This window comes from Streptomyces sp. NPDC049837 (genome assembly GCF_040674455.1).
Lineage (GTDB): Bacteria > Actinomycetota > Actinomycetes > Streptomycetales > Streptomycetaceae > Streptomyces.
Map to the genome: position 1 here is coordinate 635,353 of NZ_JBFAMP010000001.1, position 14,271 is coordinate 649,623.

A 14,271-nucleotide genomic window follows, 5' to 3' on the forward strand; every position below is an offset into this window, starting at 1 on the left:
AAAGGGTCACCACCCTTGAGCACCTCAGCAGTCACCCCTTGAGCAGCTCCACGAGCACGGCCGCGTGGCTGCGCTCCGGGTCCTTGGAGGCGGTGAGGAGCGTGAGCGGCCCCTTGCGGGCGAGGTCGCGCAGCCGGTCGAGGGCCTCGGCGGCCTCCGGCTCGGCGAGCTCTGCCTCGTACCGCTGCCGGAACTCCTCGTAGGCGTCGCCCTCCGCCGCGTGGTACCAGCGCCTCAGCACGGTGGACGGGGTGAGGGACTTGGGCCACTCGTCGACGTGCGCGTCCGCCTTGGACAGGCCGCGCGGCCAGAGCCGGTCGACGAGGACCCGCACCCCGTCGCCGGGTTCGGCCGGATCGTAGATGCGGCGGATCTTCGGTCTCCTCGGGCGGGAAGCGGCTCGCGTCATGCTTCCCAGGCTAGGGTCAGGCCCTGGATCGCGGGCGCCGGCCGGGCCGCCCGGGCGAGGTCGCGGCGTGCCTTCATGAAGGGGCGGGGCCGGTCCACGGCGAGGGCGGCCGTGGGGGCGCCGTCGCGCTCGTACAGGGCCAGGAAGCCGCCTCCGTCCGTGGAGCCCTCGGCGATGCGGACGGTGTCGCCGCCCCTCCGCCGCCCCGCGAACTGGATGCGCGCGCCGTACTGGTCCGACCAGAAGTACGGCAGCGGGCGCACGGTGGCGGCGGTCCGCCCGGCGAGCAGGTTGCGTACCGCGACGGCGGGCTGCTCGGTGGCGCTGGTCCAGTGCTCGGCGCGTACGCCACCGACGCGGGCGACGTCGCCGACGGCCACGACCTGCGGCAGCGAGGTGACGCAGCCGTCGTCGCAGAGCACGCCGTCGCCGAGGGCGAGGGTGGAGCCCGCGAGCCAGGCGGTGTTGGGTACGGCTCCGATGCCGACGACGACCACGTCGGCGGGGAGCACTCGCCCGTCGGCCAGCTCGACGGCACGAACGCGCCGGTCACCGCGGAGCCCCGCCACGGAGGCGCCGGTGATGAGCTGGGTGCCCCCGCGCGCGTGCAGGGCGGCGCACACGGCGGCCATCTCGGGGCCGAGTTGGGGCACCAGCGGGAGCGGGGCGGCCTCGACGACGGTGACGTCGTGGCCCAGGGTGGCGCACGAGGAGGCCGTCTCGGCGCCGATGAAGCCGCCGCCGATGACCACGACCCGGCGCGGTCCGCCGGCCAGGTCCGCCCGCAGGGCGCGAGCGTCGTCGAGCGTGCGGAGCGTGTGGACGCCGGCCGTGCCCGTGGACCCGGGCAGTCGGCGGGCGGACGCCCCGGTGGCGATGACGACGCCGTCCGTGGAGACGGTGCGCCCGCCGTCCAGGAGCAGGGTGCGGCCGCGCGGGTCGAGGCCCCGGGCGCGGGTGCCGAGCAGCCACTCGGCGGCCAGGCCGGCCTCCTCCTCGGCGTCGGCGAGGGCGAGCCGCTCCTCACCGGCCTGGTCGCCGGCCTGGTCGCCGGCGTCTCCGGCGTATCCGGTGAGGAACTCCTTGGACAGGGGCGGCCGGTCGTAGGGGCGGTGCGGTTCCTCGCCGACGATCACCAGGCGGCCGTCGAACCCCTGGGCGCGCAGCTCGCGGGCCGCGTACAGGCCGGCCAGCGACGCGCCGACCACGGTCACGGTCTTCATGCCGCGGTGTCCTCCTGTACGGCCGGACGGACGTGGATGACGCCGTCGGTGACGATCACCTGGTGGGTGCGGACGGGGCGGCGGGCGGGCAGGCAGGTCGGCTGCCCGGTACGGAGATCGAATGAGGCGGCGTGGAGCGGGCATTCGACCAGACAGCCTTCCAGCCACCCCTCGGAGAGGGAGGCGTCCTGGTGGCTGCAGGTGTCGTCGATGGCGTACAGCTCACCGTCGGCGTTGAACACCGCGATGGGCGGCGTGGTGTCGACACGGACGGATTCGCCCGCGGGGAGGTCTTCGAGGCGGCAGACGGGAATCACGGGCCCCCCTCTTGGTCCAGGATTCTAGGACTCTTGGGTAACATGACGTTTCACATAACGTTTCGCATGGCGCATGAGGGCGCGCTATGCGCAACAGAATCCGGTCGGGGTGCCTGCCGCGTCAAGGGCTTCCCGAAGATGCGGCCCGAACCGGCCGCAAGGTGGTGAGAGTTGAACCATGACCCGCAATCAGACAGCGGCTGACCAGACCGACGACACGCGGGAGCGAGCGGCCAAGGGCGCGGCGGGTGCCATCCAGTCGGTGGACCGCGCGGTGAGCGTGCTGGAAATCCTCGCCCGGCACGGCGAGGCGGGCGTCACCGACATCGCCGACGAGCTCGACGTGCACAAGTCGACGGCCTTCCGGCTGCTCGGCGTGCTGGAGAACCGGGGCCTGGTCAGCCAGGCGCAGGACCGCGGCAAGTACTTCCTGGGTGCGGGCGTCCTGCGCCTGGCGGGGGCGGCGGCGGTGCGGCTGGACATCTCCCAGGAGGGCGCCCCGGTCTGCCGGGAGCTCGCCGACGAGCTGGGCGAGACGGTCAACATCGCGGTGCTGGACGACGACGCCGCCGTCAACATCATGCAGGCGCGCGGCCCGTCGTCCGTCACGGCGCAGAACTGGCTGGGCAGACGCACGCCGCTGCACTCCACCTCCAGCGGCAAGGTGCTGCTCGCCCATCTGCCGGTCACGTTGCGGGAGGGGCTGCTGGCGCGGGCGCTGCCGAGGTTCACGGAGCACACGGTGACCAGCGCCGGGATGCTGCGCGTCGAGCTGGAGTCGGTGGTCGCGCAGGGGTTCGCGCTGGCGGCGGAGGAGCTGGAGCTGGGGCTGAACGCGGTGGCGGCTCCGGTGCGGGCGCACGACGGCAAGGTCATCGGCGCGCTGAGCGTGTCGGGGCCGGCGTACCGGCTGGAGCGGGAGCGGCTGCCGGAGCTGGCGCGGCGCACGGTCACGGCGGCCGACGAGCTGTCGCGGCGGATGGGGTACGGCATCTGACGCACCGCCATCCGCGTGGACCACAGGAGCGGGGCCGGGGAAACCCGGCCCCGCTCCTTCGTGTGTCCGGCGCGTTTCGGCGGTGGCGTAAGGATTTCCCGGGCGTTGACACGCACCTCTTGACGGCAACTTGTCGGCGTTCCCAGTATGTTCCCCGTCGCGCAACCCATAGCGCAGTGCGCAACAGCAGAGGAGTCTGTCGTGCCACATGAGGTCCGTGCCGTCGTCGCCGTGAAGAAGGGCGCACCCGTCGAGGTGCAGACGATCGTGGTGCCCGATCCGGGCCCCGGCGAGGTGCTCGTCTCCGTCCAGGCCTGCGGGGTCTGCCATACGGATCTGCACTACCGGGAGGGCGCCATCAACGACGACTTCCCGTTCCTCCTCGGCCACGAGGCGGCCGGCACGATCGAGGCCGTGGGCGACGGCGTGACCACACTCGCCCCCGGCGACTACGTCGTCATCGCCTGGCGCGCCCCCTGCGGGGACTGCAGGTCCTGCCGCCGCGGCCGGCCCTGGTACTGCTTCGACTCCCGCAACGCCGCCCAGCCGATGACCCTGCTGGACGGCACGCCCCTCTCCCCCGCCCTCGGCATCGGCGCGTTCGCCGAGAAGACCCTGGTGGCCGCCGGGCAGGCGGTGAAGATCGACCCGGCGGCCCGCCCCGAGGCCGCGGGCCTCATCGGCTGCGGGGTGATGGCCGGGTACGGCGCCGCCGTGAACACCGGCAACGTCGGCAACGGAGACACGGTCGCCGTCATCGGCTGCGGCGGCGTCGGCAACGCCGCCATCGCGGGCGCCTGTCTGAACGGCGCCCGCAAGGTCATCGCCGTCGACATCGACGACCAGAAGCTGAACCTGGCCGAGAAGTTCGGGGCCACGCACACGGTCAACTCCCGGGGCACGGATCCCGTCGAAGCCGTGCGCGCGCTCACCGACGGGTTCGGGGTGGACATCGCCATCGACGCGGTCGGCCGCCCGGAAACGTACAAGCAGGCCTTCTACATGCGCGACCACGCCGGTGTGCTCGTCCAAGTGGGTGTCCCCGATCCCGAGATGACGATCGACCTCCCGCTGATCGACCTGTTCTCGCGCGGCGGCGCCCTGAAGTCCTCCTGGTACGGCGACTGCCTGCCGAGCCGCGACTTCCCGGTCCTCATCGACCAGTACCTCTACGGCCTGCTCGACCTCAACTCCTTCGTGACCGAGACGATCTCCCTGGAGCAGGTCGAGAGCGCGTTCGCGAAGATGCACCGGGGTGAGGTCCTGCGCTCGGTGGTCGTCCTGTGACCTGTCACGGGGACGTGCGCGCCGAACGGGTCGTCACCTCCGGCACGTTCAGCCTCGACGGCGAGACCTTCGACGTCGACAACAACGTGTGGCTCGTCGGGGACGACGACGAGGTGCTGGTCGTGGACGCCGCCCACGACGCGGCCGCGGTCCTGGCGGCCGTCGCGGGCCGCCGGGTCACCGCCGTCGTGTGCACCCACGGCCACGACGACCACATCCGCGCCGCGCCCGCCCTCGCCGAGGCCACCGGGGCGCCCGTCCTCCTCCACCCCGCGGACCGGGAACTGTGGGACACCGTCCACCCCGGCCGGGCCCCGGACGGCGACCTGCGGGACGGGCAGCGGCTGCTGGTGGCCGGGGTCCGGGCGCGGGTACTGCACACACCCGGCCACACCTGGGGGAGCTGCGTGCTCCACGTCCCTTTCCTGGACGCCGTGTTCACCGGCGACACGCTCTTCCACGGCGGCCCCGGCGCGACCGGCCGTTCCTTCTCCGACCGCCCGACGATCCTCGCGTCCATCCGCGAACGGCTGCTCACCCTGCCGGGCGGCACCGTCGTCCACACCGGCCACGGCGACGACACGACGATCGCCGCCGAACGCCCGCACGTCCCGGCCGCCGTCTGACACCCCCAACCAAGGAGGGGCATGTCCAGCACGTCCCACGCCAACCCCCGAGTCGTCGTCATCGGCGCCGGCATCGTCGGCTGCTCCCTCGCCGACGAGCTGACCGCCCGCGGCTGGACCGACGTCACCGTCCTCGAACAGGGCCCGCTCCCCGCGCCCGGCGGCTCCACCTCCCACGCGCCCGGGCTGGTCTTCCGGACCAACCCGTCCAAGACGCTCACCGAGTTCGCCGCGTACACCGTGGAGAAGTTCAGCGCCCTGGAGGCCGATGGCCTGTCCTGCTTCAACCCCGTCGGCGGGCTGGAGCTCGCCACCACCGAGGAACGCCTCGCCGAACTGCGCCGCCGGGCCGGGTACGCCGCCGCCTGGGGCGTACCGGGCGAGGTGGTCCCGCCGTCCCGCTGCAAGGAGCTGTGGCCGCTGCTCGACGAGACCAAGGTCCTCGGCGGCTTCCACACCCCCGGCGACGGGCTCGCCCGGGCCGTCCCGGCCTGCCGCGCCCAGATGGCCCGCGCCGAAGCACGCGGCGCCCGCTTCCTGGAGCGGCACACCGTCACCGGCATCGAGCGGGAGGGCGGCCGGGTCACCGGGGTCGTCACCGACCGGGGCGTCTTCCCGGCCGACCACGTCGTCTCGGCCGCCGGTTTCTGGGGCCCGGTCGTCGGCCGCATGGCCGGGGTGGACGTCCCGCTGCTCCCCCTCGCCCACCAGTACGCCAGGACCGGCCCGCTGCCGGAACTGGCCGGCGCGTCCGCCGAGGCGTCCCGGCCCATCCTCCGCTTCCAGGACCGCGACCTGTACTTCCGAGAGCACACCGACCGGATCGGCATCGGCAGCTACGCGCACCGGCCCCTGCCCGTCGACCCGTTCACCGTCCCGGCGTACGACGAGGCGCCCGACACGCCCAGCAGGATGCCGTCCTCGTACCCGTTCACCCCCGAGGACTTCGCCCCGAGCTGGAAGGACTGCGCCTGGCTGCTGCCCGCGCTCGCGAAGGCCGAGGTCCAGGAAGGCTTCAACGGGGTCTTCTCCTTCACGCCCGACGGGATGCCGGTCCTCGGCGAGTCCCGCACCCTGCGCGGCTTCTGGCTCGCCGAGGCGGTCTGGGTCACGCACTCGGCGGGCGTCGCCAAGGCGGTCGCCGAGTGGATGGTCGACGGGCGGCCGGCGACCGACGTGCACGAATGCGACCTCACGCGTTTCGAGGACGCGCAGCGCTCACCGGCGTACATCCGTGAACGCGGTTCACAGCAGTTCATCGAGGTGTACGACGTCATCCACCCGCTCCAGCCCATGGATCAGCCACGCCCGCTGCGGGTCAGCCCCTTCTACGAGCGGCAGAAGGAACTCGGCGCGTACTTCCTGGAGGGCGGCGGCTGGGAGCGGCCGCACTGGTACGAGGCGAACGCCCCACTCACCGAGAACATGCGGCTCCCGGAGCGGGACGCCTGGTCGGCCCGCCACTGGTCGCCGATCGCCGCCGCCGAGGCCAGGGCGACCCGGGAGAGGGTCGCGCTGTACGACATGACGCCGCTGCGCCGGCTGGAGGTCACCGGGACCGGCGCCCTCGCCTTCCTCCAGCGCATGACCACCAACAACCTGGCCAAGAAGCCGGGCGCGGTGACCTACACCCTGCTCCTGGACGAGACGGGCGGCATCCGCTCGGACCTCACCGTGGCCCGGCTCGCGGAGGACCGGTTCCAGGTCGGCGCCAACAGCCGGGCCGACGAGGACTGGCTGCTGCGGCACGCCCCCGACGACGTACACATCCGCGACATCACCTCCGGGACCTGCTGCATCGGCGTGTGGGGGCCGCTCGCCCGCGACCTCGTACAGCCGCTGACCCGCGACGACTTCTCGCACAAGGGCTTCGGCTACTTCCGCGCCAAGCAGACCTACCTCGGGCACGTGCCCGTGACGGCCATGCGGCTGAGTTACGTCGGCGAGCTCGGCTGGGAGCTGTACACCAGCGCCGACCTGGGGCTGCGGCTGTGGGACACCCTGTGGGAGGCGGGCCGGGAGCACGGCGTCATCGCCGCCGGGCGGTCCGCCTTCAACAGCCTGCGCCTGGAGAAGGGCTACCGGGCCTGGGGCCACGACATGACCGACGAGCACACCCCGTACGAGGCCGGTGTCGGTTTCGCCGTGCGCATGGACAAGGGCGACTTCGTCGGCCGCCAGGCTCTGGAAGGGGCGGGCGAGCCGGAGCACAGGCTCACCGCGCTGCTCCTCGACGACCCGTCCGACGTCGTGCTGGGCAAGGAACCGGTCCACGTGGCCGGCTCACCGGCCGGATACGTGACGAGCGCCGCGTACGGCTACACGCTGGGCCGCTGCGTCGCGTACGCCTGGCTGCCGCCGCTGGCCACGGGCACGGCCGTGCACGTGGAGTACTTCGGGCGGAAGGTGGCGGCGACGGTCGCCGACGAGCCGCTGTTCGACCCGGAGATGAGCCGTATCCGCCGCTGAGGAGGCCGAAGAAGCATGTCACCCACCTATGACGTGATCGTGGTCGGCCTGGGCGGTATGGGCAGTGCCGCCGCCCACCACCTGTCCGCGCGCGGCGCCCGCGTACTGGGGCTGGAGAGGTTCGGCCCGGTGCACAACCGGGGCTCCAGCCACGGCGGTTCGCGGATCACCCGCCAGTCGTACTTCGAGGACCCCGCGTACGTACCGCTGCTGCTGCGCGCGTACGAGCTGTACGAGCGGCTGGAGCGGGACACCGGACGCGACATCGCCACCCTGTGCGGCGGGCTGATGCTGGGCCGCCCCGAGTCCCGTACCGTCGCCGGTTCCCGGCTGTCGGCCGAGCGGTGGGGCCTGCCGCACGAGATGCTCGACGCCAAGGAGGTACGGCGCCGCTTCCCGACCCTGACGCCGGCCGACGACGAGGTGGCGCTGTACGAGGCGCGGGCCGGGCTGCTCCGGCCCGAGAACACCGTCGCCGCCCACCTCCAGCTCGCCACGCAAGCAGGGGCGGACCTGCACTTCGAGGAGCCGCTGCTGCGCTGGGAGCCGTACCGCGACGGCGTGCGCGTCCACACCGCCGAGAACACCTACACGGCCGGCCAGTTGGTGATCTGCCCCGGCGCGTGGGCGCCCGCGCTGCTCACCGACCTCGGGGTGCCGTTCACCATCGAACGGCAGGTCATGTACTGGTTCCAGCCGGAGGGCGGCACCACGCCGTTCCTTCCCGAGAACCACCCCATCTACATCTGGGAGGACGCGGACGACGTCCAGATCTACGGGTTCCCCGCCATCGACGGGCCGGAGCTGGGCGCGAAGGTGGCGTTCTTCCGCAAGGGCACCGTCTGCACCCCGGAGACCATCGAGCGGACCGTGCACGACCACGAGGTCGCGGCGATGGCGGAGCAGGCCGCCCGGCTGCTCCCGGCCCTGCCCGGCCGGTTCCTGAAGGCCGCGACCTGCATGTACTCCAACACGCCCGACGAGCACTTCGTGATCGCCCGCCACCCCCGGCACCCCGAGTCCGTGACGGTCGCCTGCGGGTTCTCCGGGCACGGGTTCAAGTTCGTGCCGGTCGTCGGCGAGATCGTGGCCGACCTGGCGCTGACCGGCACCACCGCGCACCCGATCGAGCTGTTCGACCCCAGCCGCCTCACCGCCGCGCCCGCCTAGGAGGCCGCAGTGACGACAACACCCCTGTCCCCGAGCCTCATCGCCACCCTCCCCGGCCACTACTACACCGACCCGGACGTCTTCCGGCAGGAGCAGGAGCGGCTCTTCGAAGCCATGTGGTTCTGCGCGGTGCGCGGCGCGGACCTCGAGCGGCCCGGGGCCTTCCGCACGGTCCAGGTCGGCCGGGAGAGCGTCATCGTGACCCGCAACCGGGCCGGTGAGCTGCGCGCGTTCCTCAACGTCTGCCGCCACCGGGGCGCCCGCCTCTGCCTGGAGGAGTCGGGTGAGGTGCGCCGCAACCTCCAGTGCCCGTACCACGCCTGGACCTACGACCTGGACGGCCAACTGGTCGCGGCGCCGAACCTGACGAAGATGCCGGACGTCGACCGCACCGCGTACGGCCTGGTCACGGTGCACCTGCGCGAGTGGCTCGGCTACGCGTGGGTGTGCCTGGCCGACGAGCCGCCGTCGTTCGAGGAGACGGTGATGGGCGCGGCGGTGGAGCGGCTCGGCGACGCGGCCTCCATCGAGCGCTACCGCACCGAGGAGCTGGCGCTCGGCCGGCGCATCACCTACGACGTGAAGGCGAACTGGAAGCTGATCGTCGAGAACTTCATGGAGTGCTACCACTGCGCCACCATCCACCCCGAACTGACCGATGTGCTCCCCGAGTTCGCCGAGGGCTACGCGGCGCAGTACTACGTCGGTCACGGCGCCGAGTTCGGTGACGGCGTCAAGGGCTTCACGGTCGACGGCAGCGAGGGCTTCGCGAAGCTGCCCGAGGTCACGCCCGACCAGGACCGCCGCTATTACGCGATCACGGTGAAGCCGACGGTCTTCATCAACCTGGTCCCCGACCATGTGATCCTGCACCGGATGTTCCCGCTCGCCGAGGACCGCACGGTCGTCGAGTGCGACTGGCTGTACGCGCCCGAGGTCGTCGCGTCCGGAGCGGACGTGTCCAAGTCGGTGGAGCTGTTCCACCGGGTCAACGTCCAGGACTTCGACGCGTGCGAGCGCACCCAGCCGGCGATGGCCTCCCGCGCCTACCGCTCCGGCGGCGTCCTGGTCCCGACCGAGCACCACATCGGGATCTTCCACTCCTGGCTGACCGAGCACCTGGGGGGCTCCGGTGCCTGACCTCTTCATCGGCGGGGCGTGGACGAGACCCCGTGACGAGCGCACCCGCGAGATCCGCTGCCCGGCCGACTCCACGCTCGTCGGGGAGGTGGACGAGGCGGGCGGCAAGGACACGGCGGACGCCATCGCCGCCGCGCGGCGCGCCTTCGACGAGGGCCCCTGGCCGCGTACGGCGGACGCCGAGCGGGGGGACCTGCTGCTGCGGGTCGCGGACCTCCTCGTACGGGACCGGGAGGCGGTGGCGCGCGCGGAGTCGCTGGACACCGGCAAGCGGCTGGTGGAGAGCCGGTACGACGTGGACGACGTGGTGGCGTGCTTCCGGTACTTCGGGCGGCTGGCCGCGACGGAGACCGGGCGGGTGATCGACACGGGGCCGGCGTCGGCGGACAGCCGGGTGGTGTACGAGCCGGTCGGGGTGTGCGGGCTGATCACGCCGTGGAACTATCCGCTGCTCCAGACGGCGTGGAAGGTCGCCCCGGCGCTCGCGGCCGGCAACACGTTCGTTCTGAAGCCGAGCGAGCTGACCCCGCACACCGCGATCCGGCTGATGCGGCTGCTGGCGGAGGCCGGGCTGCCGGACGGCGCCGCGAACCTGGTCCTGGGGGCAGGGCCGGAGGCGGGCGCTCCGCTCGCCGACCACCCGGACGTGGACCTGCTGTCGTTCACGGGCGGGCTCGCCACCGGGCGGCGGCTGATGGCCGCTGCGGCCGGGACGGTGAAGAAGGTCGCGCTGGAGCTGGGCGGCAAGAACCCGAACATCGTGTTCGCGGACGCCGACTTCGAAGCGGCGGTGGACATGGCACTGACGGCGGTGTTCCTGCACTCGGGCCAGGTGTGCTCGGCGGGGGCGCGGCTGCTGGTGGAGGACTCGCTCCACGACCGGTTCGTGGACGAGGTGGTACGCCGGGCCCGTCGCATCCGGCTGGGCGGGCCGTTCGACGAGCGGGCGCAGGCGGGGCCGCTGATCTCGGCCGCGCACCGCGCGAAGGTCGAGGCGTACGTGGCGGCCGGGCTGGCGGAGGGGGCGGTGCTGCGCTGCGGCGGGGCGCGGCCCGAAGGCCCGGCGTACGAGGCGGGGTTCTACTACCTGCCGACGGTGCTGGACGAGTGCCGTGCCGGGATGTCGGTGGTCCGGGAGGAGTCGTTCGGGCCGGTCCTGACGGTGGAACGTTTCCGTGACGGCGACGAGGACGAGGCCGTACGGCTCGCCAACGACACGGTCTACGGGCTGGCGGGCGCGGTGTGGACGGGCGACGAGGGGCGGGCGGCCCGGATGGCGTCCCGGCTGCGCCTGGGCACCGTGTGGATCAACGACTACCACCCCTATCTGCCGCAGGCGGAGTGGGGCGGGTTCAAGCAGTCCGGTACGGGGCGCGAGCTCGGTCCGGCGGGCCTTGCCGAGTACCGCGAGGCGAAGCACATCTGGCGCAACACGGCCCCCGCCCCCCAGGGTTGGTTCGCCTGACTCGACGACCTCTCCCCCACCAGGAGTTGCTCATGACGTCTGCACCACCAGGACACGCGAACAGCGACGACAACGCCGAGCTGGCCGAGTTCGGCTACCGCCCGGAGCTCAAGCGCACGCTCGGGAACTTCCACACCTTCGCCGCCGGCATCTCGTACATCTCCATCCTCACCGGCACCTTCCAGCTCTTCTACTTCGGTTACGCCAGCGGCGGCCCCGCCTACTGGTGGTCCTGGCCCATGGTGTTCGCCGGCCAGTTCATGGTCGCGCTGTGCTTCGCGGAGCTGGCGGCGCGCTATCCGGTCGCGGGGAGCATCTACAACTGGTCGAAGCGGCTGGGCAATCCGCACGTCGGGTGGCTGGCGGGCTGGATGATGCTCATCGCCTCGATCGTGTCGATCGCGGCCGTCGCCCTCGCCTACCAGCTCACGCTCCCCCAGATATCGTCCTCCTTCCAGTTCGTCGGGGACGGCACCGGCAAGTACGACGTGGCGACCAACGCGGTGGTGCTGGCGGCCGGCCTGATCCTGTTCACCACCCTCGTCAACGCCTTCGGCGTGAAGCTGATGGCCCGGATCAACACCGCCGGCGTCTTCATCGAACTGATCGCCACCGTCGTGCTGATCGCGCTGCTCGCGGTGAACGTCGTACGCGGCCCGCAGGTCGTCACGGACACGGCGGGCACCGGCTCGGGCCAGTCCTTCGGCTACCTGGGCGCGTTCCTGATCGCGTCGCTGGCCTCGGCGTACGTCATGTACGGCTTCGACACGGCGGCATCGCTCGGCGAGGAGTCCCTGGACCCCTCACGCAACGCACCGCGCGCCATCATCCGGGCGATCGTCGCCTCCTTCGTCCTGGGCGGGCTGATCCTGCTGCTGGCGCTGATGAGCGTGTCGAGCCTCCGGGGCGAACGGCTCTCGACGGAGGGGCTCCAGTACGTCGTGCTCGACGTCCTCGGGCCGACGGCCGGCAAGGCGATGCTGTGGTGCGTGCTCATCGCCGTGACGGTGTGCGCGCTGGCCGTCCACACCGCGGCGATCCGGCTGGCGTTCGCGATGGCCCGGGACAACAACCTCCCGGCGTCGTCGCGGCTGGCGAAGGTGAGCCCCCGCTTCAGTACTCCGGTCCTGCCGACCGTGATCATCGGGGTGCTGGCGCTGGCGATCCTGGTGGTCAACATCCGCCAGCCGCAGATCTTCACCGTGGTCACCAGCATCGGCATCATCATGATCTACCTGGCGTACCTGCTGGTCACCGTGCCGATGCTGGTGGCGCGGCTGCGCGGCGGGTGGCAGCCGGCCGAGGGGAAGTTCTCGCTGGGCCGCTGGGGCCTGCCCGTGAACGTGCTCGCCGTGCTGTGGGGCGCGGTGATGACCGTGAACCTCATCTGGCCGCGCGCCGCCGTCTACAACGCCGCCCCGCCGTACCACTGGTACCTGCGCTGGGGCGCCGTCCTGTTCGTGGGGGCGATCGCGGTGGGCGGCTTCGCCTACTACTGGTTCGTGCAGCGGCACCGTACGGGTGTGCTGGCCGAACACGCCGCGGCGTCGCCGGAGTCCGCGCCCCTGAAGGAGGCCACGCTCTCATGACCGAGGTGTTCGATTACGTCGTCGTGGGCGGCGGGACGGCCGGGAACGTCGTCGCCGCGCGGCTGAGCGAGGACCCGTCCGTCACGGTGTGCGTCCTGGAGGCGGGACCCAGCGATGTCGGGGACGACAACATCCTGCGGCTGGAGCGCTGGATGGGCCTGCTGGAGTCGGGCTACGACTGGGACTACCCGGTCGAGCCGCAGGCCCACGGCAACAGCTTCATGCGGCACGCCCGCGCCAAGGTGCTCGGCGGCTGCTCGTCGCACAACTCGTGCATCGCCTTCTGGGCACCGGCGGAGGACCTGGACGACTGGGCGGCGGCGGGCTGTACGGGCTGGAGCGCGGCCGATCTGTTCCCGCTGTACCGGCGGCTGGAGAACAACGACGCGCCGGGCGACCACCACGGCCGCACCGGCCCGGTGCAACTGCGCACCCTCAAGGGCGGCGACCCGTGCGGGGCGGCGCTGCTGGAGGCGTGCGCCCAGGCGGGCATCCCCACCACGCCGTTCAACACGGGCACGACGGTGATCCGGGGCGCGGGCTGGTTCCAGATCAACGCGGACGAGAACAACGTCCGCCAGTCGTCGTCCGTGGCGTACCTCCACCCGGTCATGGGCAAGCGGCCGAACCTGGAGATACGCACCGGCGTGCGGGCCAAGCGGCTGGTCTTCGACGGCCGCCGCTGCACGGGGGCCGAGTACCTGGACCCGGACCTGATCCACACCCGCGTCGTACGCGCCCGGCGCGAGGTGGTCGTGTCGTGCGGCTCCATCGACACGCCGAAGCTGCTGATGCTGTCGGGCATCGGTCCGGCGGAACACCTGCGCGAGGTGGGCGTGGACGTGCTCGTCGACTCCCGGGGGGTCGGCGAGAACCTCCAGGACCACCCCGAGGGCGTCATCATGTGGGAGGCGAAGCAGCCGATGCCCACCACGTCGAGCCAGTGGTGGGAGGCGGGGATCTTCTACGACACCGAACCCGGCCTGGACCGGCCGGACCTGATGTTCCACTACGGATCGGTGCCGTTCGACATGAACACCGCCCGGCACGGCTACCCGACGTCCGAGAACGCCTTCTGCCTCACGCCCAACGTCACCCGGGCCAGATCGCGCGGCACCGTGCGGCTGCGCACCCGTGACTACCGGGACAAGCCGATGGTCGACCCCCGGTACTTCACCCACGAGCACGACGTACGGGTGATGACGTACGGCCTGCGACTGGCGCGCCGGATCGCCGCCCAGCCCGCGCTCGCCGGGTGGGCCGGTGCCGAACTGGCCCCCGGCCCCGGCGTCCGGAGCGACGACGAGCTGCTGGACTACATCCGCAAGACGCACAACACCGTCTACCACCCGGCCTGCACGGTGCGCATGGGCGCCGACGACGACCCGCTGGCGCCGCTCGACGCGCGGCTGCGGGTCAAGGGCGTCGAGGGGCTGCGGGTCGCGGACGGTTCGGTCATGCCGGACCTGGTCACCGTCAACCCGTGCATCACGACGATGATGATCGGCGAGAAGTGCGCCGACCTGCTGGCGGAGGATCGCTGAGGGGGCGCTGAGACGCGCCGAGCGGCCCGTGCGCG

The 14,271-nt window shown here is 72.2% G+C and carries 12 protein-coding genes; 9 read left to right on the plus strand and 3 right to left on the minus strand.

Annotated features, from left to right (window positions below):
- Positions 1-31: 31 nt before the first annotated feature.
- The 3 genes from AB0J57_RS02885 to AB0J57_RS02895 are packed head-to-tail and all read right to left on the minus strand — an operon-like array spanning position 32 to position 1,949.
- The gene (locus AB0J57_RS02885) at positions 32-409 is read right to left on the minus strand and encodes a DUF488 family protein (protein ID WP_366126122.1); all 378 of its coding nucleotides are present in this window, start codon (positions 407-409) and stop codon (positions 32-34) included.
- On the minus strand, positions 406-1,632 hold the full coding sequence (locus AB0J57_RS02890) for an FAD-dependent oxidoreductase (RefSeq protein WP_366126123.1): 1,227 nt from the start codon (positions 1,630-1,632) through the stop codon (positions 406-408). Before AB0J57_RS02890 ends, AB0J57_RS02885 begins: the two co-directional genes overlap by 4 nt.
- Positions 1,629-1,949 carry a bifunctional 3-phenylpropionate/cinnamic acid dioxygenase ferredoxin subunit gene (locus AB0J57_RS02895; RefSeq protein ID WP_366126124.1) on the minus strand — a complete coding sequence of 107 codons (321 nt, stop codon included), beginning with the start codon at positions 1,947-1,949 and terminating at the stop codon, positions 1,629-1,631. The genes AB0J57_RS02890 and AB0J57_RS02895 overlap by 4 nt, the downstream gene beginning before the upstream one ends.
- Before the next feature lie 178 nt (positions 1,950-2,127).
- On the opposite strand from AB0J57_RS02895, the gene AB0J57_RS02900 reads away from it, so the two are divergent.
- The 9 genes from AB0J57_RS02900 (at position 2,128) to AB0J57_RS02940 (ending at position 14,236) form a co-directional block, all read left to right on the plus strand.
- Complete coding sequence (locus tag AB0J57_RS02900; protein ID WP_366126125.1) at positions 2,128-2,946, plus strand: IclR family transcriptional regulator; 819 nt, start codon at positions 2,128-2,130, stop codon at positions 2,944-2,946.
- 201 nt (positions 2,947-3,147) lie between these two features.
- A complete protein-coding gene (locus AB0J57_RS02905; protein WP_366126126.1) occupies positions 3,148-4,233 on the plus strand; it encodes an S-(hydroxymethyl)mycothiol dehydrogenase in 1,086 nt (361 codons plus the stop codon).
- 14 nt (positions 4,234-4,247) lie between these two features.
- A complete protein-coding gene (locus AB0J57_RS02910) occupies positions 4,248-4,859 on the plus strand; it encodes an MBL fold metallo-hydrolase (RefSeq protein ID WP_366126127.1) in 612 nt (203 codons plus the stop codon).
- Between the two features lie 21 nt (positions 4,860-4,880).
- Entirely contained in the window at positions 4,881-7,328 is a 2,448-nt protein-coding gene (locus AB0J57_RS02915; protein WP_366126128.1) for an FAD-dependent oxidoreductase, read from the plus strand.
- Positions 7,329-7,343: 15 nt separating this feature from the next.
- Positions 7,344-8,498 carry an N-methyl-L-tryptophan oxidase gene (solA, locus tag AB0J57_RS02920; RefSeq protein WP_366126129.1) on the plus strand — a complete coding sequence of 385 codons (1,155 nt, stop codon included), beginning with the start codon at positions 7,344-7,346 and terminating at the stop codon, positions 8,496-8,498.
- A gap of 9 nt (positions 8,499-8,507) precedes the next feature.
- Positions 8,508-9,638 (plus strand): aromatic ring-hydroxylating dioxygenase subunit alpha, encoded by a 1,131-nt coding sequence (locus tag AB0J57_RS02925; RefSeq protein WP_366126130.1) that lies wholly within the window; start codon positions 8,508-8,510, stop codon positions 9,636-9,638.
- Complete coding sequence (locus AB0J57_RS02930) at positions 9,631-11,103, plus strand: aldehyde dehydrogenase family protein (RefSeq protein WP_366126131.1); 1,473 nt, start codon at positions 9,631-9,633, stop codon at positions 11,101-11,103. The genes AB0J57_RS02925 and AB0J57_RS02930 overlap by 8 nt, the downstream gene beginning before the upstream one ends.
- A gap of 32 nt (positions 11,104-11,135) precedes the next feature.
- A complete protein-coding gene (locus tag AB0J57_RS02935; RefSeq protein ID WP_366126132.1) occupies positions 11,136-12,692 on the plus strand; it encodes an amino acid permease in 1,557 nt (518 codons plus the stop codon).
- A complete protein-coding gene (locus AB0J57_RS02940) occupies positions 12,689-14,236 on the plus strand; it encodes a GMC family oxidoreductase N-terminal domain-containing protein (protein ID WP_366126133.1) in 1,548 nt (515 codons plus the stop codon). The genes AB0J57_RS02935 and AB0J57_RS02940 overlap by 4 nt, the downstream gene beginning before the upstream one ends.
- The last annotated feature ends 35 nt before the right edge of the window (positions 14,237-14,271 follow it).